This is a genomic window from Streptomyces sp. NPDC096105 (assembly GCF_044763335.1).
Classification (GTDB): domain Bacteria; phylum Actinomycetota; class Actinomycetes; order Streptomycetales; family Streptomycetaceae; genus Streptomyces.
The window spans coordinates 1-24,863 of record NZ_JBIWGC010000039.1 but is presented as its reverse complement, the minus strand read 5'-3'; the positions used below and the strand labels follow the sequence as shown (position 1 = coordinate 24,863).

Genomic DNA, 24,863 nt, shown 5'->3' with positions numbered 1-24,863 from the left:
TGCGCACGCGCGCGGACTGCTCCTCCAGTGCGGCCCGGGACCTGGCGCTGACCACCAGCGGGACCACCGGCAGGTCACGCACCACGGCCGGCTCCTCGACCGCCTCGACGGTCGGCGCCTGCTCCAGGATCACGTGGGCGTTGGTCCCGCTCACCCCGAACGACGACACACCCGCCCGGCGGGGACGGCCGTCGGCGCCCTCGGGCCAGTCACGGGTCTCCGTCAGCAGTTCCACACCGCCGGCGGACCAGTTGATCTCCGCGGAGGGTGTGTCGACGTGCAGGGTCTTCGGCAGGACACCGGCGCGCAGCGCCATCACCATCTTGATGACGCCCGCGACGCCGGCGGCGGCCTGGGTGTGGCCGATGTTGGACTTCAGCGAGCCCAGCCACAGGGGGCGTTCGGCGGCTCGGGCGCGGCCGTAGGTGTCCATGAGGGCGTGGGCCTCGATCGGGTCGCCCAGGCGGGTGCCCGTGCCGTGGGCCTCCACGGCGTCGATGTCGGCGGCGGTGAGTCCGGCGTCGGTGAGGGCCTGGCGGATCACGCGCTGCTGGGCGGCGCCGCTGGGGGCGGTGAGGCCGTTGCTGGCGCCGTCCTGGTTGACGGCGGAGCCCCGCAGGACCGCCAGGACGCGGTGGCCCCGGCGTACCGCGTCGGACAGTCGCTCCACGAGGAGCATGCCGGCGCCCTCGCCGGGGCCGAAGCCGTCGGCGGCGTCGGCGAACGCCTTGCACCGGCCGTCGGCCGCGAGGCCCCGCTGCCGGGAGAACTGGACGAAGACGGCCGGGGTGGACATGACGGTGACGCCGCCGGTGAGGGCGAGGTCGCACTCCCCGGCGCGCAGGGCGCGGACGGCCTGGTGCAGGGCGACCAGGGAGGAGGAGCAGGCGGTGTCCACGGTCACCGACGGCCCTTCCAGGCCGAGGGTGTAGGAGATGCGGCCGGAGGTGAAGCTGACGACGCCTCCGGTGAGCAGGTCACCCTCCAGTTGGGCCGAGGGCTCGCGGACGGTGGAGGTGTAGCCGCCGTCCCAGGCGCCGACGAACACGCCGGTGCGGGATCCGCGCAGGGAGCGCGGGTCGACGCCGGCGCGTTCCAGGGCTTCCCAGGAGGTTTCCAGCAGCAGCCGCTGCTGGGGGTCCATGGCCACCGCCTCGCGCGGTGAGATGCCGAAGAACGCAGCGTCGAAGGCGCCCGCGTCCGGCAGGAAACCGCCTTCGCGGCAGTAGGTGCGGCCGGCCGCGTCCGGGTCGGGGTCGTACAGGCCCGTGGTGTCCCAGTTGCGGTCGCCGGGCAGGGGGGAGACCGCGTCGGTGCCGGTGGACACCAGCTCCCACAGCGCCTGGGGTGAGGCGGCGCCGCCGGGCAGGCGGCAGGCCATGCCTACGATCGCGACGGGCTCGTGGGCCCGCGCCTCCAGGTCCCGCAGGCGTTCGCTGGTGCGGTGCAGTTCGGTGGTGGCCCGCTTCAGGTAGTCGCGGAGCTTGTCTTCGTTCGCCATGTCTGTCTGGTCACCCCGTCACGTGGTCGCGGCTCAGTACCGCTCGTCGATGAATGCGAAGATCTCGTCGTCGTCGGCGTCCTGCAGGGAGTCGGCCGTCGTTCCGTCCGCGGCGGGTGTGCCGCGGGTGCCGCCGATGCCGTTCCACAGTCCGGCCAGGGCCGTGAGGCGGCCGGCGATCTCCTGGTGTGTGGTGGTGTCGGGAGCGGTGCCGTCGGCGGCCTGTCCGGCGAGGGCGCCGAACAGGGCCTCCAGACGGTCGAGTTCCGTCATGACGGACGTGCCGTCGGCCTGGGCGGGCAGTGATGTCCCGGTCTCCTCGGGAGCCAGTGCGGCGCGCAGGTGCGCGGCGAGGGCGAGGGGCGTCGGGTGGTCGAAGACGAGGGTGGCCGGCAGGCGCAGGCCGGTGTCGGCGGCCACCCGGTTGCGCATCTCGACCGCGGTGAGGGAGTCGAAGCCGGTCTCCTTGAACGCCCGGTCGGCGGCGATGCCCTCGGGTCCGCCGTGGCCGAGGACGGCGGCGGCGTGGCCGCGGACGGTGTCGAGGAGGAGTTCCTCCTGTTCCTCGGCGGACAGTCCGGCCAGGCGGGCGGTGAGGGTGCCCGCGTCGGCGGTGCCCTCCTGCGCGGCGGGCCGGGAGGCCTCGGTGGTGCCGCCCTGGACGAGTGTGCTGAGGAAGGCGGGGACGGGTCCGGCGGCGCGGACGGCCGCGTGGTTGAGCCGGATGGGTACCTGGAGCGGGCTGTCGGCGGCCTGGGCCGCGTCGAACAGGGTCAGTCCCTCGGCGTCGGTGAGGGGCAGGATCCCGCCCCGGGCGAGCCGGCGGTGCATGCCGCTCTGGTCGAGGTGGCCGGCCATCCGGCTGTCGCCGGCCCACAGGCCCCAGGCGAGGGAGACGGCGGGCAGGCCCAGGGAACGCCGGTATCCGGCGAAGGCGTCGAGGAAGGCGTTGGCGGCGGCGTAGCCGCCCTGGCCCGGGCTGCCGAACAGCGCCGACGAGGACGAGTACATCACGAATCCGGTGAGGTCCAGGTCGCGGGTGAGGTCGTGCAGGTTGAGCACGGCGTCGACCTTCGGGTGCAGGACGGCGTCGAGATCGTCGTGGGTCAGGGCGGGCACGGTGCCGTCGGCGAGGACGCCGGCGGTGTGCACGACACCGGTCAGCGGCCGGTCGGCGGGGATGTCGGCGAGGAGTGCCGCGAGCTGCTCGCGGTCGCCGGCGTCGCAGGCCCGTACGGTGATCTCGGCGCCCAGTCCGGTCAGTTCGGCGGCGAGTTCCATGGCGCCCGGCGCGTCGGGTCCCTGGCGGCCGGCGAGTACGAGGTGGCGTACGCCGTGCTCGGTGACCAGGTGGCGGGCCACGGTGCTGCCGAGGGTGCCGGTGCCGCCGGTGACCAGGACGGTGCCGTACGGTCCGAAGGACGGCGGCATGGTGAGGACGAGCTTGCCGGTGTGCCGGGCCTGGCTGAGAGTGCGGAAGGCCTCGCGGGCGCCGCGGATCTCGTACGTGGTCAGCGGCAGCGGGCTCAGGACGCCCCGGGCGAACAGGTCGAGCAGTTCGCGGAGCATCTCGCCGACGGTGTCGGGCCCGGCCTGGACGAGGTCGAACGCCTGGTAGGCGGTGCCCGGGTGGGTCCGGGCGAGATGTTCGGGATCGCGTACGTCGGCCTTGCCCAGTTCCAGGAAGTGCCCGCCGCGCGGCAGCAGCCGCAGGGAGGCGTCGACGAAGTCGCCCGCGAGGGAGTTGAGGACGATGTCCACGCCCTTGCCGCCGGTCGCGGCGAGGAACGTGTCGGCGAACTCGGTGGTGCGGGAGTTGGCGATGGCGTCGTCGCTCAGGCCGAGGCGGCGCAGGGTGTCCCACTTGCCGGTGCTCGCGGTGGCGTACACGGTCAGGCCGAGGTGGCGGGCGAGCTGCAGGGCCGCCATACCGACCCCGCCGGCGGCCGCGTGGACGAGCAGGGTCTGGCCGGGCCGGGCCGCGGCCAGACGGGTGAGGGCGTAGTGGGCGGTGAGGAACACGGCCGGTACGGAGGCCGCCTCGGCGTAGCTCCAGGTGTCGGGCACGGGGGCGACCATGCGGGCGTCGGCGACAGCGAAGGGGCCGAAGCCGCCGGTCCACATGCCGAGGACGCGGTCGCCGGGGGCCAGGTGGGTGACGCCAGGTCCGGTCTCGGTGACGATGCCCGCGCCCTCGGCGCCCATGACGGCGTCGCCCGGGTACATGCCGAGCGCGATGAGGGTGTCGCGGAAGTTGACGCCGGCGGCGCGTACGGCGATGCGCACCTGTCCGGGTTCGAGGGCGGCGAGGGTGTCGGGGGCGTCGGTCAGGCGCAGGCCCTCCAGGGTGCCGGTGCCGGTGGTGGCGAGCCGCCAGGCGGTGCTGTCGGCCGGGGGCAGCAGCAGGTCGCCGCGTGCGGTGGCGTCGGCGGCGCGGGCGAGCCGTGGGACGCGGACGGTGCTGCCGCGGACGGCGGCCTGGGATTCGCCGCAGGCGAGGGCGGCGGCCAGGGTGGTGCCCTTGAGGGTGTCGGGGTGGTCGACGTCGTGGACGTCGAGGAGGACGAAGCGGCCGGGTTCCTCGGACTGGGCGGAGCGGATCAGGCCCCACACGGTGGCCGCGACCGGGTCACCGACCTGTTCGTCGGCGGCGGTGGCCACCGCTCCGCGGGTGATCAGGGCGAGGGTGGTGCCGGCGAGCCGGTCGCCGGCCGCCAGCCAGCTCTGGGCCAGGTCCAGGACCCGGTGGGCGGTGGCGTGGGCGGCCGCGGCGTCGGGGCAGGGGTGCTGCGGGAAGGAGATGGCCACGGTGTCGGGGGCGGGTCCGGTCCGCGTGGCGGCGAGCAGCGCGGCCAGGTCGGGGTACCAGTCGCCGTCGGTGCCGGCGGCCTCCAGCGCGGCGAGCACCTTGGCGTGGTCCTCGCCGACGACCGCGAGGCGGCGCACGGGCAGCGCGGCGGGGACGGGCAGCGTCGGCCAGTCCACCTCGTACAGGGAGCCGTGGTGTCCGGCCCGGCCGGCCGACGCGGCGGCCAGTTGGGCGTCGGAGACGGTGCGGACCAGCAGTTCCTCGATGTCCAGGACGGGCCGTCCGCTGTCGTCGGTGGCGTGCAGGGAGACGGCCTCCTCTCCGGCGGGGCGGATCGTGACGCGCAGCCGGGCGGCGCCCTCGGTGTGCAGGGTCACGCCGCGCACGGCGAACGGCATGCGGGTGAGCCCGTCCTCGGGGAAGAACCGGCCCAGGCTCATGGCCTGCAGGGCGGCGTCGAGGAGGGCGGGGTGCAGGCCGTAGCCGGTGCCGGTGGCCTGGTCGGGCAAGTGCACGTCGGCGTGCACGGTGTCGCCGTCCCTCCAGCCCGCGCGGTAGCCGCGGAAGGCCGGCCCGTAGTCGTAGCCGCGGTCGGCGAACTCCGCGTAGAAGGCGGCGGGTTCGGTGTGCCGTGCGGGGGTCGCGGCGGTCGGCGGCCACGGGGCCGGTGCGGGGGCCGGCGGTGCGGCGGCGGGCGCGGGGGCGACGACGGCTTCGGCGTGCCGGGTCCAGGGGGTTCCGGGGGCGGCGCCGGACTCGCGGGAGTGGACGGTGAGGGTGCGCCGTCCGTCCTCGTCGGCGGCGGCGACCAGGAGCCGCAGTTCCAGGGCGCCGGTGTCGGGCAGCGCGACGGGTGCCTGGAGGATCAGTTCGTCGGTGCGGGCGCAGCCGGACTGCCGTCCGGCCCAGCCGGCGAGGTCCATGAGGGCCGCGCCGGGCAGCAGGGCGGTGCCCAGCAGGGCGTGGTCGGCCAGCCAGGGCTGGGTGTCGGCACCCAGGCGCGCGGTGTAGACGACGGAGCCCGACTCGGGCAGTTCCACGCCGGTGCCGAGCAGCGGGTGGGCCGCTTCGCGCAGGCCTACGGCGGACAGGTCGCCGCGCCGGGCCGGGGCGCTGTACCAGTACCGCTCGCGCTGGAAGGGGTAGGTGGGCAGTTCGACGCGGCGGGAGCCGGTGCCGAAGAGGGCGTCGGCGTCGATCTCGACGCCGCTGACGTGGGCGGTGCCGAGGGCCGCGGCGAACCAGCGGGCGCCGCCCTTCTCGCGGCGCAGGGTGCCGAGGACGGAGGCGCGGGCGCCGCAGTCCGCGACCGTCTCCTGGAGGGAGGCGGCCAGCATGGGGTGGGGGCTGGGCTCCAGGAACACCTCGTGGCCGTCGGCGACGAGGGCGCGGGTGGCGGCCTCGAACTCCACCGGGTCGCGCATGTTGCGGTACCAGTAGCCGCTGTCCAGTGCGGCGGTGTCCAGCAGACCGCCGGTGACGGTGGAGTAGAACGGGATGTCGCCGCTGCGGGGCGCGACGGGGGCGAGGACCTCCAGGAGGTGGTCCTTGAGGGCGTCGACCTGCGCGGAGTGGCCGGCGGTGTCGACGCCGGGGATGGGCCGGGCGTGGACGCCGTCGGCGGCGAGTTCGTCGAGGAGTTCCTTCAGCGCCCCGGGTTCGCCGGCGACGGCGGCGGTGTGGGGGCTGTTGACGGCGGCCACGGAGAGCCGGTCGCCGAAGCGGGCGAGGCGGGCCCGGAGGGCCTCGGCGGACAGGGACGCGGCGATCATGCCGCCCTGCCCGGCCAGGGTCAGCCAGGCCTGGCTGCGCAGGGCCACGATGCGGGCGGCGTCGTCGAGGGAGAGGCCGCCCGCGACGTACGCGGCGGCGATCTCGCCCTGGGAGTGCCCGACGACGGCCGAGGGGTGCACGCCCAGGGAGCGCCAGGTGGCGGCCAACGACACCATCATGGTGAACAGCACCGGCTGGACCACGTCGACGCGGGCCGTGGAGGGGGCGCCGGGCACCTGCCGCAGGACGTCCAGCACGGACCAGTCGAGGTGGGCGCGCAGCGCCTCGTCGCACTCCCGCACGCTCGCGCGGAAGGCGGCGGAGCGTTCCAGCAGGCCTTCGGCCATCGCCGCCCACTGGGAGCCCTGCCCGGGGAAGACGAACACGATCCGGTCGCCGGGCCCGGCGGTGCCGCGCAGCACGACGGGGTGCGGGCGGCCCTGGGCGAGGCAGTTGAGGGCGTCGAGGAGTTCCTCACGGCTCTCGCCGATGACGGCGGCCCGGTGCTCGAAGCGGGAGCGCGCGGTCATCAGGGTGTAGCCGGCGTCGGCGGGGTGGGTGTCAGGGTGTTCGATCAGTCCGGCGCGCAGCCGGGCCGCCTGGGCGCGCAGCGCGGATTCGTTGCGGGCGGAGAACAGCAGCGGGACGGTGACCTCCGACCACCAGTCGGTGTCGTCGTCCCGGCCGGGGCCGGCGGCGTCGGGCCGCGGCTCGGGACGGGGGGCCTCTTCGAGGACGACGTGGGCGTTGGTGCCGCTGATGCCGAAGGCGGAGACGGCGGCGCGGCGCGGGGTGTCCCGCTCGGGCCAGGCCACGTCGTCGGTGAGCAGGGACACGGCGCCCGCGGTCCAGTCGACGCGGGGGGTGGGCTCGTCGACGTGCAGGGTGCGCGGCAGTACGCCGCCGCGCAGGGCGAGCACCATCTTGATGACGCCGGCGACACCGGCGGCGGCCTGGGTGTGGCCGAGGTTGGACTTCACCGATCCGAGCCACAGCGGGTCGCCGGTGGGGCGCTCGGCGCCGTAGGTGGCGAGGAGCGCCTGCGCTTCGATGGGGTCGCCGAGTTCGGTGCCGGTGCCGTGCGCCTCCACGGCGTCGACGTCCGATGGTCGCAGGCCCGCGTCGGCGAGGGCCTGGCGGATGACCCGGATCTGGGAGGGGCCGCTGGGGGCGGTCAGGCCGTTGCTGGCGCCGTCCTGGTTGACGGCGGAGCCGCGGATGACGGCGAGCACCGGGTGGTTGTTGCGTACGGCGTCGGAGAGCCGTTCCACGAGCAGGGTGCCGGCGCCTTCGCCGAGGGCGACGCCGTCGGCTCCGGCGGCGAAGGCCCGGGAGCGGCCGGTGGGTGACATGACGCGCTGGCGGGAGAACTCGACCAGCATCTCCGGGGTGGACATGACGGTGGCGCCGCCGACGAGGGCCATGCCGCACTCGCCGCGGCGCAGCGACTGCACGGCCAGGTGCAGGGCGACCAGGGACGCCGAGCAGGCGGTGTCCACGGTGACGGCGGGGCCTTCCAGCCCGAAGACGTAGGAGAGGCGGCCGGACATGACGCTGGCGGAGTTGCCGGTGCCGAGGTAGCCGTCGAAGTCCTCGTCGCCGTTCCGGAGGAGCGGCATGTAGTGCTGGCCGTTGGTGCCGATGAAGACGCCGGTGCGGCTGCCGCGCAGGTGGGCGGGGTCGAGTCCGGCGCGTTCGAACGCCTCCCAGGACGTTTCCAGCATCAGCCGCTGCTGGGGGTCCATGGCGAGGGCCTCGCGGGGCGAGATGCCGAAGAACTCCGGGTCGAAGTCGGGTGCCTCGGGCAGGAAGCCGCCCTCGCGGACGTAGGTGCGGCCCTTGGCCTCCGGGTCGGGGTCGTAGAGGCCGTCGAGGTCCCAGCCGCGGTTGGTGGGGAAGGGGGTGACGGCGTCTCCGCCGTCGAGGACGAGCCGCCACAGCTCTCCGGGGGTGCTGACGCCGCCGGGGAAGCGGCAGGCCATGCCGACGATGGCGATGGGCTCGCCGGCGCGGTCGGCGGGCGCGAGGGCGAAGGGCGCGTCGGCGGACCGGTCGGTGCCCGTGCCGGTGGCCAGCTCCTTCAGGTGGCGGGCGACCGCGGCGGGGTTCGGGTGGTCGAAGACGAGGGAGGCGGCGAGGTGCAGGCCGGTGGCCTCGCGCAGCCTGTTGCGCAGTTCGACGGCGGTGACGGAGTTGAAGCCGAGGGCGCGGAAGGCCCGGTCGGGGGCGATGCCGTCGGCGTCGGTGTGTCCGAGGGCCGCGGCGACGTGGGTGCGCACCAGCCGCAGCAGTTCCCGTTCCTGCTCCTGGTCGGACTTGCCGCGCAGGACGGCCGCGAGTCCGGTGGTCCCGTCCTCGCGGTGGGTGGCGGCCCGTTCCTCGTGGCGCGCCCGCCGTACCTCGGGCAGTTCGTCGAGGAGGGCGCAGGGCCGGGCGGCGGTGTAGGCGGGTTCGAAGCGGCTCCAGTCGACGTCGGCGACCGCGATGCCGGTCTCGTCGCGGCCGAGGACGGCGTCGAGGGCGTCCAGGGCCCGTTCGGGGGCGAGCAGGGACAGGCCGGTGCGCGCGAGGTGCCCGGCCAGGACGCCGGAGGTGTTCCGCCAGGGGGTCCAGGCCACCGAGGTGGCGGCCAGGCCCGCGGCCCGGCGGGTCTGTGCGAACGCGTCCAGGTACGCGGTTCCGGCCGCGTAGCCGCCCTGGCCGGCGCCGCCCCAGACGCCCGCGACGGAGGAGAACACGACGAACGCGTCCAGTTCGCTGCCGGCGAGGAGTCCGTCCACGCGGGTGGGCAGGTCCGTCTTGGCGGCGACGGCGGCGGCGAAGCCCTCCATCGTGGTCGCGGTGAGCGTGGTCGGCGGCGCGGCGGGCGGTGCGACGTAGACGGCGGACGGGGTGTGCCGCGTGAGGAGTTCGCCGAGGGCGCGGTCGTCGGTCAGGTCGCAGGGCGTGACGGTGGTGCGGTCGGCGAGGTCGGCGAGGTCGTCCGCGACGGCGCCGGTGAGTCCGGCGAGGACGACGTGCGCGGTGCCGGAGGCGAGCAGGCGGCGGGCCAGTGGCTCGGCGACGCCCGCGATGTCGCCGACGACGAGCGCGGTGCCGTGCGTGGGCCGCGCGCCGCCGGCCGGGGCGAGCGGGGCGTGGACGATGCGGCGGCCGAAGATGCCGGAGCCGCGGACGGCCACTTGGTCGTCGGTGCCGGGTGCGGCCAGCAGGACGGCGAGCTGCTGCCAGGAGCGCGCGTCGGCCGCTCCGCCGGCGGGCAGGTCGGCCAGCCCGCCCCACAGGGTGGGCAGTTCGAGGGCGGCGACCCGGCCCAGGCCCCAGACCTGCGCCTGGGCGGGGGACGGCACCTCGGCGGCGGTCACCGTCACGGCGCCTTCGGTGACGGCCCAGAGCCGCGCCCCGGTGCCCGCGTCGGCGGCGGCCTGGGCGAGGGTGAGGGTGGCGGCGAGCCCGAGCGGTACGGCCGGGTGGTCGGGGTGTTCGCCCTCGGCGAGGGAGAGCAGGGACAGGATGCCGGTCAGTGGTTCGGCACCGGGACGGTCGGCCGTCTCGGCGAGCCGGGCGCGCAGCAGGGACCTGTCGGTGGCGGCCGGGCTGACGGTGAACGACTCCACGACCGCTCCGCGGGCGGCCAGGTGCTGCCGGGCCGCGTCGGCGGCGGCGTCCCCGGCGGGCCCCTCGGGCAGTACGAGCAGCCAGCGCCCGGACATCCGGGTGGCGCCCTCGTCGACACCGAGGGCCTTCCACTGGACGCGGTAGGTGAGCGAGTCGTTCTCCGGCGTGCCGGATTCCAGCCAGTAGTGCTGGTGCTGGAAGGGGTAGGTGGGCAGGTCGACGTGCCGGGCGCCGGCGCCGTCGAAGAGGGACGCCCAGTCGACGGGTGTTCCGTGGACGAAGAGTTCGGCGGCCGAGGTGAGGAAGCGGGCCAGTCCGCCTTCGTCCCGGCGCAGCGATCCCACGGCCATCACGTCGGCCGTCTCCTGCACGCCCATGATCAGTACCGGGTGTGCGCTGGACTCCACGAACGTCCCGAAGCCCTTGGACGTGAGCAGGCGGACGGTCTCCTCGAAGCGGACGGTGTGGCGCAGATTGCGGTACCAGTAGCCCGCGTCGAGGGCCGTGGTGTCCACGGGGGCGGCATCAACGGTGGAATAGAAGGGGATGCGCGCCCGGAGTGGGGTGATCGGGGCGAGGACGTCGAGAAGCTCCGCCTCGATCCGCTCCACGTGCGCGGAGTGCGAGGCGTAGTCCACGGGAACCTGACGGGCCCGGACCTTCTCGGCCCGGCAGGCGGCGACGAACTCCACGACCGCGTCCGCATCCCCCGCGACGACGGTGCTGGAAGGGCCGTTCACCGCGGCGATGTCGAGGCGGCCTTCCCAGACCGAGGCCAGGCGTGCTTCCACCTCCGCACGCGGCAGCGACACCGACGCCATACCGCCCAGACCGGCCAGTTCCCGGCCGATCACCCGCGCCCGCAACGCCACCACACGCGCCGCGTCCTCCAACGACAGCGCACCACTGACGGCAGCAGCGGCTATCTCGCCCTGCGAATGCCCCACCACCGCATCCGGGACCACACCCAACGACCGCCACAGCTCGGCCAGCGACACCATCACCGCCCACGTGACCGGCTGGATCACCTCCACCCGCTCCAACGCCGCACCCGAACGCAGCACCTCCACCGGATCGAAGTCCACGAACGGCGCCAACGCCCCCGCACACTCCGCCATACGCGCCGCGAACACCGGACAAGCGTCCAGCAACTCCCGGCCCATCCCCGCCCACTGCGTCCCCTGACCGGGGAACATCAGCACCGTGTGTCCGGGGGTCTCCGGGGCCACGCCTTCCACCGTGGCCTGGTGCAGCGTCACCGAGCGGTGCTCCAGGGCGGAGCGTTCGGTGGCGAGGCTGTAGGCCACGTCGAGCGGGCGTGGGGAGAGGTCCTGGTCCAGGAGGGCGCGCACGCGTGCCTGCTGTTCCCGGAGGGCTTCCCGGGACTTGGCGCTGACCACCAGCGGGACCACCGGCAGGTCACGCACCACGGCCGGCTCCCCGACCGCCTCGACGGTCGGCGCCTGCTCCAGGATCACGTGGGCGTTGGTCCCGCTCACCCCGAACGACGACACACCCGCCCGACGCGCACGACCCACCTCCGGCCACACACGCTGCTCCGTCAGCAACTCCACCGCACCCGCCGACCAGTCCACCCGCGAGGAGGGCCGGTCCACATGCAGGGTCTTCGGCAACACACCCCGTTCCAGGGCCATGACCATCTTGATGACCCCGCCCACACCGGCAGCAGCCTGCGCATGCCCGATGTTCGACTTCAACGACCCCAGCCACAAAGGCCGCCCCGCCTCACGCCCCTGCCCATACGTCGCCAGCAGCGCCTGCGCCTCGATCGGATCACCCAGCCGCGTCCCCGTACCGTGCGCCTCCACCACATCCACATCAGCCGCCGACAACCCCGCCGACTCCAACGCCGCCCGGATCACCCGCTGCTGCGACGGACCGTTCGGAGCCGTCAGCCCGTTGGACGCACCGTCCTGATTCACCGCCGAACCCCGCACCACCGCCAGCACCCGGTGACCCAGCCGACGCGCGTCCGACAACCGCTCCACGAGCAGCATCCCGACACCCTCACCCCAGCCCGTACCATCCGCACCCTCCGCGAACGCCCGGCACCGCCCGTCCACCGACAACCCCCGCTGCCGCGAGAACTCGACGAAGGTGTTCGGGGTGGACATGACGGTGACGCCGCCGGCGAGGGCGAGGTCGCACTCCCCGGCGCGCAGGGCCTGCGCGGCCAGGTGCAGGGTGACGAGGGAGGACGAGCAGGCGGTGTCCACGGTCACCGCGGGGCCCTCCAGGCCCAGCGCGTAGGAGATCCGGCCGGAGACGACGCTGCCGGAGGTGCCTGTGCCTCCGTAGCCGCCGGTGTCGTCCGTGGCGGCGGTGCGGTCGGTGCCGTAGTCGTGGTACATGGCGCCGACGAAGACGCCGGTCCGTGATCCGCGCAGACCCTCCGCCGGGACACCCGCCCGCTCCAACGCCTCCCACGACGTCTCCAGCAGCAACCGCTGCTGCGGATCCATCGCCACCGCCTCACGCGGCGAAATACCGAAGAACCCCGCGTCGAACTCCCCCGCCCCGTGCAGGAACCCACCCTCACGCACATACGTACGCCCAGGACGGCCCGGCTCCGGATCGAACAACCCCTCCACGTCCCAGCCACGGTCCACCGGGAAACCCGACACCGCGTCCGCCCCCGACACCACCAGATCCCACAGACCCTCCGGCGACCCCACCCCACCCGGGAACCGGCACGCCATCCCCACGATCGCGATGGGTTCGGTGCCACGCTCCTCGGCCTGGCGGAGCTTCTCCCGGGTCTCGTGCAGTTCGGCCATGGCACGGCGCAGGTAGTCACGGAGCCGGACCTCGTTGCCGGCGGCGTCCTTATGAGTTTCGTTGGCGGACACAGCTCTCCCCTGAAGGTGTGGTTGCCGAGGCGTCAGACGGCGCGGAAACCGCTGTCGAGCAGCTCGAACAGTTCGTCGTCGGAGGCGGATCGGAGTAGTTCGGTGACGTCGCCGGTGGCTTCGGCGGCGTCAGTGGCCGGTTCGGTGCCCGCGGGTGCGGTGGCGTCGCCGCCCTCGTCGAGCCGGGTGAGCAGCCGGCGGAGCTGTTCGGTGACCGTCTGCCGGGCTCGGTCGTCGAGGGTGTCGGCCCGGTCCACGGCCTGCGTCAGCTCTCCGAGCAGGGCGAGGACCGCGCTGTCGGCGCCGGGCAGGGCGCCGTCGATGTGAGCGGCCAGTGCCTGGGGGGTCGGGTGGTCGAAGACGAGGGTCGGGGTCAGGCGCAGACCGGTCTCGGCGGTGAGCCGGTTGCGCAGTTCCACGGCGGTCAGGGAGTCGAAGCCGGCGTCCTTGAAGCTGCGGCCGGCCGGGATGCCGTCCGTGCCGGTGTGACCGAGGACGGCGGCGACCTCGGCCCGGACCAGTTCCAGGACGAGCGCGGCGCGTTCGGCGCGCGGCAGGCCGGCGACGCGGTCGGCGAGGGCGGGTCCGGCCGGCGCGGCAGCAGGGAGCGCGGCCGTTCGGGCGGCGGGGCGGTGCGGGGCGCCGGTGGTGAGGCCGCGCAGCACGGCGGGTACGCCGGTGCCGGCGCGGGCCGGGTCGAAGCGCAGCGGCAGCAGGACGGGTGCCTCGGTGTCCAGTGCGGCGTCGAACAGGGTGAGGCCCTCGTCCTGGGTGAGCGGTACCAGTCCGGTGCGGCGCAGACGGACGGCGTCGGCGCCGTCGAGGGCGGCGGCCATGCCGTCTCCCGCCCAGGGTCCCCAGGCCAGCGAGAGAGCGGGCAGGCCCTGGGCGCGTCGCCAGGAGGCGAAGGCGTCGAGGTGGGCGTTGGCGGCGGCGTAGCCGGCCTGTCCGGCGCTGCCGAGGAGGCCGGCTGCGGAGGAGAAGAGCACGAACGCGTCGAGGTCCAGGTCGCGGGTGAGGTCGTGGAGGGCCAGCGCGGCGTCGGTCTTGGGCCGCAGGACGGCGTCGACGCGGTCGGGGGTCTGGGCGGTCAGCACGCCGTCGTCCAGGACGCCCGCGGTGTGCACGACGGCGGTGAGCGGGTGGGCGGTGGGCAGGTGGGCGAGCAGGGCGGCGAGGCGTTCACGGTCGGCGGCGTCGCCCGCGGCCACGGTGACCTCGGCGCCCGACGCGGTGAGGTCGGCGGCGAGTTCGCGGGCGCCGGGTGTGCCGGGGCCGCGGCGGCTGACGAGCAGCAGGTGGCGCACGCCGTGGGCGGTGACGAGGTGCCGGGCGACGGCGGCTCCGAGGCCGCTGGTGCCGCCGGTGACGAGGACGGTGCCGTCGGGGTCGAAGCGGGTGCCGTTCCCGGTGGCGCGGGCGCGGGCGGTGGCCGGGGTGTGCGCGATTCCGGCGCGCAGGGCCAGTTGCGCGTCCGGTCCGGCTGCGGCGAGGGCGGCGGGCAGGGCCCGGTGGGAGGCCTCGGTCGTGTCGGTGTCCACCAGGGCGAAGCGGCCGGGGTGTTCGGTCTGGGCGGTGCGCAGCAGGCCCCAGGCGGCGGCGGCCGCGGGGTCGGTGACGGGGCCGGCCGCGTCGGTGGCGCCCTCGGTGAGCACGGTGAGGCGGGCCGGGGGGAGGTGTTCGGCGGCCAGCCACTGGTGGACGAGGTCGAGGGCGAGGTGCGCGGCGCGGTGCGGGTCACCGGTCGTGGGCAGGGCGGCCAGGACGTGCGGCGGGGCGCCTCCGTCGGCCGGGACGCCGTGCGGGTCGTCGGCCGTGTGGACGGTGGCGCCGGTGGCGGTGAGTGCCTCGGCGAGGCCGGGGGTGGGGGCGCCGAGCAGGTACCAGGTGCCGGGGTCCGGTGCCGGGTGTCCGGCGGCCAGGGGGGTCCAGGTGGGCCGCAGCAGTGGCGCCGTGGCGGTTCCGGCCACGGCGATGACTTGGTGGGCGGCGATCTCCCGCAGGGCGAGGCCGCGGGCGGTGAGGACGGGGCGGCCGGTGGGGTCGGCGGCGGTGACGGCGACCGAGTCGGTGCCCTCCGGGGTGATGCGGACGCGCAGTGCGTCGGCGCCCCGGGCGTGCAGGCCGGCGCCGGTCCAGGCGAAGGGGACGAGGCCGTGGGCGTCGGGCCGGGTGGCGGTCACGGCGTGCAGCGCGGCGTCCAGCAGGGCGGGGTGCAGCAGGTAGCGGGGCGCTTCCGCGGCCTCGGCGGCGGGCAGGGCGGCCTCCGCGTACACGGTGTCGCCGAGCCGCCAGGCGGCCGTCAGTCCCTGGAAGGCGGGTCCGTAGCCGACGCCGGCGGCGGTGAAGCGGGCATGCTCGTCGTCGAGCGGCACGGGCTCCGCGCCGGGCGGCGGCCAGGTCCCGGCCAGGTCGGTGACCGGCGTGTGCTCGGGCGCCCCGGCGGGTTCCGTGCGGCCGGTGGCGTGCGCGGTCCATGCGGCGCCGGGGTCGAGAGGCGCCGAGTGCACGGTCACGGGGCGGGAGCCGTCGGCTTCCTCGGCGCCGACGCGTACCCGCAGCCGCACGGCGGTGTCGTCGGGCAGGACGAGGGGCCGGCCGAAGGTGAGTTCCGCGATCCCGTGGCCGTCGCCGGCGGCGGCGAGGGCGAGTTCGAGCAGGGCGGTGCCGGGGACGACGGTCCGGCCGGCGAGGGTGTGGTCGGCCAGCCAGGGGTGGGTGCGGGTGGACAGGGTGGCCGTCCACACGCCGCCCTGGCCGTCGGGGAGTTCCACGGCGGCGGCGAGCAGCGGGTGCCCGGCGTCGTCGAGTCCGGCGGTGGCCAGGGGCGCGGCGGGGGCGGGGGCGTCCAGCCAGTAGCGGGTGCGTTCGAAGGGGTACGTGGGCAGTGCCGCGGAGAGTTCGGCGGCGGGGCCGGGGTCCGGCTCGGCGGCCGGCCGCACGGGCAGGCCGTGGGTGTGGAGGGTGGCGATCGCCCGGTCGAGGACGGCCCCCTCGGAGTGGCCGCGGCGCAGCACGGGCACGGTGAGCACGTCCGGCCCGCCGGGGGTGCGGCCGTCGGTGCCGGTGGCACCGTCGGTTCCGGTGGCGGTGGCGTCGTCGGTGTCGAGGATCGTGCGGGTGACGGCGGTGAGGACGGCGTCGGGGCCGAGTTCCACGAAGGTGTCGGTGCCGGTGGCCCGCAGGGCGCGCAGCCCGTCGAGGAACCGTACGGGCCGGCGGGCGTGGCGGACCCAGTGGTCCGGGTCGCACAGGGTGGCGTCGTCCGCGAGGGCTCCGGTCAGGTTCGACACGACGGGGATCGTGGGCGGGCGGAGTTCCAGACCGCGGACGACGGTCTCGAACCGGGGCAGCATGGCGTCCATGTGCGGGGAGTGGAAGGCGTGCGAGACCTTGAGGTGCTTGACGGACCGTCCCAGTCCCTTGAAGTGCTCGGTGAGTTCCGTGACGGCCGCGGTGTCCCCGGCGACGACCACCGCGGTGGGCCCGTTGACGGCGGCGAGGTCCAGCTCGTGGGCGCGGCCGGCCAGCAGGGGCAGCACCTCCTCGGGCGTGGCCTGGAGGGCGGCCATCGCGCCGCCCTCGGGGAGTTCGCCCATGAGACGGCCGCGGGCGGCGACAAGTGTCGCGGCGTCCTCCAGCGGGAGGACACCGGCGACGTACGCGGCGGTGATCTCGCCGACGGAGTGGCCGGTGACGGCGTCCGGGACCAGGCCCCGGGCGGTGACCAGGGCGTACAGGGCGGCTCCGAGGGCGAACAGGGCGGGCTGGGTGTACTCGGTGCGGTCCAGCAGCGCGGCGTCGGCCGAACCGGGGCCGGCGAACATCACCTCACGCAGCGGGCGCTCCAGGTGGGGTGCGAAGGCCGCGTCGATCTCGTCGAGGGCGCGGGCGAACTCGGGGTGCCGAGCGTGCAGTTCACGGCCCGTGCCGGGGCGCTGGCTGCCCTGGCCGGTGAAGAGGAACGCGGTGCGGCGCCCGGCGGTGGCGTGCCCGGTGACCAGGCCGGGGGCGGCACGGCCGGCGGCGAGGGCGGTGAGTCCCTCGGTCAGCTCGTCGCGTCCGGTGCCGAGCACGACGGCCCGCTCAGGGAAGGCGGTGCGCCGGTGGGCCAGCACCCCGGCCAGCAGACCGGGATCGGTGTCGGCGCCGGCGGCGTCCAGGTGGGCCAGGAGGCGGCGCGCCTGCGTCCGCAGGGCGGGCCCGGAACGGGCGGACAACGCCCAGGCGGCGCCGACGGGCGCGGAACCCGGTCCGGCGGGCGCCTTCGAGGGTGCGGGCCCCTCCGAGGCGGCGGGGGCTGCGGGTTCCGGTGACTGCTCCAGGATCAGGTGGGCGTTGGTGCCGCTCGCGCCGAAGGCGGAGACGGCGGCACGGCGCGGTTCGCCGGGGCGGTCCGGCCAGGCGGTGTTCTCGTGCAGCAGACGCACCGCGCCGCCCGCCCAGTCGACACGGGAGGAGGGCACGTCCGCGTGCAGGGTCCGGGGCAGCAGTCCGTGCCGCAGGGCCAGGACCGTCTTGACGACACCGGCGACGCCGGCGGCGGCCTGGGCGTGGCCGATGTTGGACTTCAGCGAGCCGAGCCACAGCGGCCGGCCGGCGGTGCGGGCCTGCCCGTAGGTGGCGAGCAGGGCCTCCGCCTCGACGGGGTCGCCCAGGCTGGTGCCGGTGCCGTGGGCCTCCACGGCGTCGACCTGGTCGGCGGTGAGCCGGGCGTCGCGCAGCGCGGCCCGGATGACGGCCTGCTGGGCGGGCCCGTTGGGCGCGGTCAGGCCGTTTCCGGCGCCGTCCTGGCCGACGGCCGAGCCGCGGAGGACGGCGAGGACGGTGCGGCCCTCACGCCGTGCGTCGCTCAGCCGCTGCAGCAGCAGCAGACCCGCGCCCTCGGCGAACGCGGTGCCGTCGGCCGCGTCGGAGAACGCCTTGCACCGGCCGTCGGCGGCGAGTCCGCGCTGCCGGGAGAAGTCGATGAACATCGTCGGCGTGGCCAGTACGGTCACCCCGCCCGCGAGCGCCAGGTCGCACTCCCCCGCCCGCAGCGCCCGGGCGGCGAGGTGCACGGCGACCAGCGAGGAGGAACAGGCGGTGTCGACGGTGACGGCGGGGCCGCGCAGCCCGAAGGTGTACGACACCCTGCCGGAGGCGACGCTGCCCGCGCTGCCGTTGACGAGGTAGCCCTCCAGGCCCTCGGGCAGCCGGCCGCCCGGCGTGTGCGGGAGACGGGCGCCGTAGTCGTCGTACATGACGCCCGCGTACACCCCCGTACGGCTGCCGTGGACGGCGTCGCGGGTGAGTCCGGCGCGTTCGAAGGCTTCCCAGGCGGTCTCCAGGAGCAGACGCTGTTGGGGGTCCATGGCGAGAGCCTCACGGGGCGAGATGCCGAAGAACTCCGGGTCGAAGTCGGCGCAGTCGTGCAGGAAGCCGCCTTCGCGGGCGTAACTGGTGCCGTGGGCGTCCGGGTCGGCGTCGTAGAGGGCCGCCAGGTCCCAGCCGCGGTCCTCGGGCAGCCCGGACACCGCGTCGGTGCCGGTCTCCAGGAGCCGCCACAGGGCTTCGGGGGTGTCGGCGCCGCCGGGCAGCCTGCAGCTCATCGAGACGATCGCGACGGGCTCGCGGGCGGCATCCGCCGCCTCCTGCGCGGTCTTCAGCCGGGCGCGGGTGTCGACGAGTTCGGCGGTGACCCGCTTGAGGTAGTCGCGCACCTTGGCCGTGCTGTCGGGACTGTCGGGGCGTGCCGTCGTCACAACTGCTCCTCGATGAAGGCGAAAAGTTCCTCGTCGTCGATGCCTGCCAGGTCCCGCGGTGCGGTCACGAGCGGGTCAGGACCGGCACCGTCCGCTGGGCCGCCGTCGGGGCCGCCGAGGGCGGTCACGAGCGCGGCCAGGCGGCGGTGCAGGGTCTCCCGGCGGATGTCGTCGTCCGCGAGCGCGGCGACGGCCGCCTCCAGCGTCTCCAGTCCGGCGAGGGCGGTCTCCCCCGCCTGGCGGGCGCCTCCGGTGACGGCGGCCAGTTCGGCGCCGATGTGCGCGGCGATCGCATGGGCCGTGGGCTGGTCGAAGACCACGGCGGCGGCCAGCCGCAGCCCGGTCGCCGCGTTGAGGCGGTTGCGCAGCTCCACCGCGGTGAGGGAGTCGAAGCCGATGTCCCGGAAGGTACGGCCGGGGTCGACCGCGTCGGCTCCGCCGAGGCCGAGGACGGCGGCGACCTCGCTCCTGACCAGGGTGAGCAGCTCCCGTTCCCGGGCTGCCGCGTCGAGACCGGCGAGGCGCTCGGCGATGTCCTGCGGGGCTCCGGCCGGCCGCGCCGCCGCACCGCCGGGCGCCGGGGTGCGGGGGGCCGGGGTGGCCGCCGGGACGAGTCCGCGCAGCAGGGCGGGCGCCTGGGCCCCGGGCCCGCGCAGCGCGTGGGTGTCCAGCTTCGCGGGCACGAGCAGCGACGGGCCGCCGGGCCGGGCCAGGGCCCGGTCGAAGAACGCCAGCCCTTGCGCGTTGCTCATGGGCGCGATGCCGGAGCGGCGCAGGCGCCGCAGGTCCGTGTCGGAGAGGTGGCCGGTCATGCCGCTGGCCTCCCCCCACAGCCCCCAGGCCAGGGCGGTCGCGGGCAGGCCGGTGGCACGGCGGTGGGCGGCGAGCGCGTCCAGGAAGGTGTTCGCCGCGGCGTAGTTGGCCTGCCCGGGGCGGCCGAGGAGTCCGGCGGCGCCCGAGAAGAGCACGAACGCCGCCAGCGGCAGGTCCGCGGTCAGTTCGTGCAGGTGCAGGGCCGCGTCCGTCTTGGGCCGCAGTACGGTGTCCAGCCGCTCGGCGTCGAGCGCGGTGACCGGGGCGTCGTCGAGCACGCCGGCCGCGTGGACGACGGCGGTCAGCGGGTGGCCGGGGTCGACGTCCTCGAGCAGGGCCCGCACCGCGGCGCGGTCGCCGGTGTCGCAGGCGGCGATCCGGACGTGCGCCCCGAGGTCGGTCAGGTCCCGTTCCAGTTCGCCGGCCCCGTCGGCGGCGGACCCGCTGCGGCTGACGAGGAGCAGACGGCGGACACCGTGGGCGGTGACCAGGTGCCGGGCGATCAGGGCACCGAGGGTGCCGGTCCCCCCGGTGACCAGGACGGTGCCCCCGGGGTCGAGGGCCGGGCCCGCGGGTGCGGCCGGGGCTTCGGTGGCCGCGAGGGTGAGGGCTGCGGCGGCGGGGGTCGCGGCGGGGGCGGCCTCCTCGTGGCGGACGAGTCCGGGGACGCGTATCTCACCGTTCCGCAGGGCGAGTTGCTCCTCGCCCGTGCCGAGCGCGGCGGCCAGTGCGGCCGCCGAGGCGTCCGTGCCGTCGGTGTCGACGAGCACGAACCGGCCGGGGTGCTCGGTCTGCGCGGAGCGTACGAGCCCCCACAGCCCGGCGCCCGCCAGGCCCGGCAGTTCCTCGTCGGGCGCGGCGGCCACCGCGTGCCCGGTCAGCACGACCAGTCGGGCCCGCTCCGTGACCGCGTCACCGTCCCCGTCCTCGTCCCGGCTCAGCCAGTCCTGGAGCAGGGCCAGCCCGCGCGCGGTGTGTTCGCGCACCTGCTCGGGGGTGACCGGCCCGGGCGGGAAGGCGGCGACGACGGCGTCGGGCAGCGGGGAGGCGCCGGAGGCCACGGTGTCCCGCAGGGCGCCCAGGCCGGCATGGACCTCCACCTCGGCACCCGAAGGGCGAGCGTGCACACCGAGGGTGCCGGAGCCCGGGTCGGAGCCGATCAGGTCGGGGGTGATCAGTGCGAGCCGCCGCACGGGCCGCGCCGACCCGGCGGTGCCCTGCCAGCGGACCCGGTACAACGGCAGCCGGTCGCCGGAGGCACCGAGCAGGGCCCCCAGCCTGGCCCGCTCCACCGGGCGCATGACCAGGGCCGCGAGGTCCAGTACCGGAGTACCGGCGAGGTCGACGGCGGTCAGGGAGACCTCGCCGTCGCCCGTCCTGGCGACCCGTACCCGCAGGGCGTCGGCGCCCGGAGCGTGCAGGGTGATGCCCTGCCAGGCGAAGGGCAGCAGCAGCGCACCGTCCGGTACGTCGAGCAGTCCGCCCGCGAGCCAGGGCTGGAGCGCGGCGTCGAGCAGTGCGGGGTGCACGCCGTAGCGGACGGCGTCGGTCCGCACCCGGGCGGGCAGCCGGATCTCCGCGAAGACCTCGCCCTCGCGGCGCCACAGCGCCTCGACGCCGGAGAACACCTCCCCGTATTCGTACCCCAGGTCCGCGAACCGCGCGTACACGTCCTCCGCGGCCACCCGCTCGGTGCCGGCCGGCGGCCAGGCCGCGCCCGCCCAGTCGGCGGTCGCGGGCGTGGGGGCGTCCGCGCCGAGGACGCCGGCGGCATGCCGGGTCCAGGCGGTCTCGGAGCCGTCGGCGGCCTCGGTACGGGAGTGGACGGTCATGCGCCGCCGACCGGTCTCGTCGGCGGCCTCCACCCGTACCTGCACCTGCGTCGCGGTCCGCTCGGAGAGCGTGAGCGGCGCCTCCAGTCCCAGTTCCTCCACGCTGCCGCATCCGGTGGCGGCGGCGGCGCGCAGGGCGAGTTCGACGAACGCCGTGCCGGGCAACAGGCTCCGTCCGAGAACGGCGTGATCCGAGATCCACGGGTGATCGGCGAGGGAGACGCGTCCGGCGAGCACCACCTCACCGCTCTCGGCCAGCGGCAGGGCACCCCCGAGCAGCGGATGCGCCTCCCACCGCATGCCGAACCGGGCGGCGGCGGCGTCCCCCGTACCCGCGGGCGAGGTCGGGGCCCAGTAGTGCTGGTGCTGGAAGGGGTAGGTGGGCAGGTCGACGTGCCGGGCGCCGGTGCCGTCGAAGAGGGACGCCCAGTCGACGGGCGTTCCGTGGACGAACAGTTCGGCGGCCGAGGTGAGGAAGCGGGCCAGTCCGCCCTCGTCCCGGCGCAGCGATCCCACGGCCGTAACATCGGCCGTCTCCTGCACGCCCATCGTGAGCACGGGGTGCGCGCTGGACTCCACGAACGTCCCGAAGCCCCGGCCGGCCAGGAGCCGGACGGTCTCCTCGAAGCGGACGGTGTGGCGCAGATTGCGGTACCAGTAGCCCGCGTCGAGCGACGCGGTGTCCACGGGGGCCGCATCAACGGTGGAATAGAACGGGACGCGCGCCCGGAGTGGGGTGATCGGAGCCAGGACGTCGAGAAGCTCGGCCTCGATCCGCTCCACGTGCGCGGAGTGCGAGGCGTAGTCCACGGGAACCTGACGGGCCCGGACCTTCTCGGCCCGGCAGGCCTCCACGAACTCCACGACCGCGTCCGCATCCCCCGCGACGACGGTGCTGGAAGGGCCGTTCACCGCAGCCACATCCAACCGACCCGCCCAGACCGAGGCCAGGCGCGCCTCGACCTCCGCACGCGGCAGCGACACCGACGCCATCCCGCCCAGACCGGCCAGCTCCCGGCCGATCACCCGCGCCCGCAACGCCACCACACGCGCCGCGTCCTCCAACGACAGCGCACCACTCACGGCAGCAGCCGCTATCTCACCCTGCGAATGCCCCACCACCGCATCCGGCACCACACCCAACGACCGCCACAGCTCGGCCAGCGACACCATCACCGCCCACGTGACCGGCTGGATCACCTCCACCCGCTCCAACGCCGCACCCGAACGCAGCACCTCCACCGGATCGAAGTCCACGAACGGCGCCAACGCCCCCGCACACTCCGCCATACGCGCCGCGAACACCGGACAAGCGTCCAGCAACTCCCGGCCCATCCCCGCCCACTGCGTCCCCTGACCCGGGAACACCAGCACCGACCGGCCCGGCGACGCCGACGCCACCCCCTCCACCGTGACGTCCCCGACCCGGACCTGCCGGTGCTCGAACACCGACCGACCGGAGGCGAGCGTGTAGCCGACGTCGGGGAGGCGGGTGCTGGCACCGGTGTGCTCCAGGGCGGCGTCCAGGCGCTCCGCCTGCTCCCGCAGCGCCTCGGCCGAACGGCCCGTGACGACCAGCGGGACGACGGGCAAGTCGCGGGTCGTCGGCTCCTCGGCCGGCACGACGGCGGGGGCCTGCTCCAGGATCACGTGCGCGTTGGTCCCGCTCACACCGAAGGCGGACACGCCCGCCCGGCGCGGACGGTCGACGCCGGGCCACGGCCGGGTCTCGGTCAGCAGCTCGACCGCACCCGCCGACCAGTCCACCCGCGAGGAGGGCCGGTCCACGTGCAGGGTCTTCGGCAGGACGCCCCGCTCCAGGGCCATGACCATCTTGATGATCCCGCCCACACCTGCGGCGGCCTGCGGGTGTCCGATGTTGGACTTCAACGAGCCGAGCCACAAGGGCTGTCCGGTGTCCCGCCGCTGTCCGTAGGTCGCCAGCAGCGCCTGCGCCTCGATGGGGTCGCCCAGGCGCGTGCCCGTACCGTGCGCCTCCACCGCGTCCACGTCGGCGAAATCGAGTCCCGCGTTGGCGAGGGCCTGGACGATGACGCGTTCCTGGGAGGGGCCGTTGGGCGCGGTCAGGCCGTTGCTGGCGCCGTCCTGGTTGACGGCGGAGCCGCGGACGACGGCGAGGACCGGGTGTCCGTTGTGCACGGCGTCGGACATCCGCTCGACGAGGAGGATGCCGGCGCCCTCGCCCCAACTCGTACCGTCCGCCGCGTCGGCGAACGCCCTGCTGCGGCCGTCGGCGGAGAGGCCGCGCTGGCGGGAGAACTCCACGAACAGTCCGGGCGCTGCCATCACGGTGACACCGCCGGCGAGAGCGAGGTCGCACTCGCCCGCCCGCAGTGCCTGCACCGCCTGGTGCAGGGCCACCAGGGAGGAGGAGCAGGCCGTGTCGAGGGAGACCGACGGGCCTTCCAGACCGAGGACGTACGAGATGCGGCCGGAGACCACGCTGGCGGACTTGCCGGTGAGCAGGTAGCCCTCGTGCTCCTCGTCGGCCTCGTGCAGCCGGGAGGCGTACTCCTGGTGGGTGAGGCCCGCGAAGACGCCCGTGCGGCTGCCACGCAGGGTCCGCGGGTCGATGCCCGCTCGCTCCAGGGCCTCCCAGGACGTCTCCAGCAGCAGCCGCTGCTGGGGGTCCATGACCAGGGCCTCGCGGGGCGAGATGCCGAAGAACTCGGCATCGAACTCGGCGGCCTCGTGGAGGAAACCGCCCTCGCGGACGTAGGTGCGGCCACGCGGAAGGTTCTCGGGGTCGGGGACGAAGATCTCGTCCAGGTTCCAGCCCCGGTCGGCGGGGGCGGGGCCGATGACGTCGCGTCCGGCCATGACCAGGTCCCACAGCGCCTCGGGAGTGGCGGCGTCGCCCGGGTAGCGGCAGGCCATGGAGACGATGACGACCGGGTCGCGGCCGTCGGCGGCGGAAGCGGACGCGGACGCGGGCACCACGGGGGCCGGCGCGGCGGCCGGCGAGTCGCCCAGCAGCCTGCCGAGGAGGTGTTCGGCGAGCACCTCCGGACTGGGCCGGTCGAAGACGACGGTCGCGGGCAGCGTGAGCCCGGTGGCGGCGTTGATGCGGTTGCGCAGTTCCAGAGCGGTCAGCGAGTCGAATCCGGCGTCCTTGAAGGAACGGTCGGGGCGGACGGCGTCGGTGCCGGGGTGCCGGAGCACGGCGGCCGCCTCGGCGCGCACCAGCTCCACCAGTACCCGCGTGCGTTCGGTGTCGGGAAGGGTGGCCAGCCGTCCCGCGAGTCCGTCGGCGGGCCCGGCCGCGGACCCGGCGGAACGGTCGTCGCGGGCCTCCAGGGCCCGACGCGCCTCGGGCACGGTGTCGAAGCCGGGTCCCGGACGCAGGGCGCACGTGCGGGGCGCGAAGTGCTCCCAGTCGACGTCGACGACGGTGACGCAGGTGTCGCCGTGGTCCAGGGCCCGGTGCAGGGCCTCGATGCCCCGGTCCGGGTCCATGGGACGGATGCCGCGACGGCTCAGGCTCTCCTCGCCGGCGCCCTCGGCCATGCCGCCGCCGCCCCACAGCCCCCACGCGACGGACGTGGCGGGCAGCCCTTGGGCGTGGCGCTGCTCGGCGAGCGCGTCGAGAGAGGCGTTGGCCGTGGCGTAGGCGGCCTGCCCGCCGTTGCCCCAGGTGCCCGTGACGGAGGAGAACAGCACGAAGGCGTCCAGCTCCAAGTTCCGTTCGGCGGTCAGTTCGTGCAGGTGGCGGGCGGCGTCGGCCTTGGGAGCGCGGATGGCGCGCAGGTCGTCGGCCGAGACGGTGCCGATCACGCCGTCGGCGAGGACGCCGGCGGTGTGGAAGACGGCGGTGGGCGGGTGCTCCGCCAGCAGCGCGGCGAGCGCGTCCCGGTCGGCGACGTCGCAGGCGGCGACGGTCAC

The 24,863-nt window shown here is 75.5% G+C and carries 3 protein-coding genes and 1 pseudogene; all 4 read right to left on the bottom strand.

What is annotated here, in order from left to right; translation table 11 throughout:
- On the bottom strand, positions 1–1,501 hold a 1,501-nt coding region (locus ACIQ8B_RS32430), incomplete at its 3' end, for a type I polyketide synthase (protein WP_403551843.1).
- Between the two features lie 33 nt (positions 1,502–1,534).
- Entirely contained in the window at positions 1,535–12,571 is an 11,037-nt protein-coding gene (locus ACIQ8B_RS32425; RefSeq protein WP_403551841.1) for an SDR family NAD(P)-dependent oxidoreductase, read from the bottom strand.
- A 32-nt stretch (positions 12,572–12,603) separates the two neighbouring features.
- A pseudogene (locus tag ACIQ8B_RS32420) lies at positions 12,604–18,258 on the bottom strand (SDR family NAD(P)-dependent oxidoreductase); the annotation flags it as partial.
- Positions 18,259–18,311: 53 nt separating this feature from the next.
- Positions 18,312–24,863, bottom strand: a 6,552-nt coding sequence (locus ACIQ8B_RS32415; RefSeq protein WP_403551839.1) for an SDR family NAD(P)-dependent oxidoreductase, incomplete at its 5' end; no start/stop codon positions are given.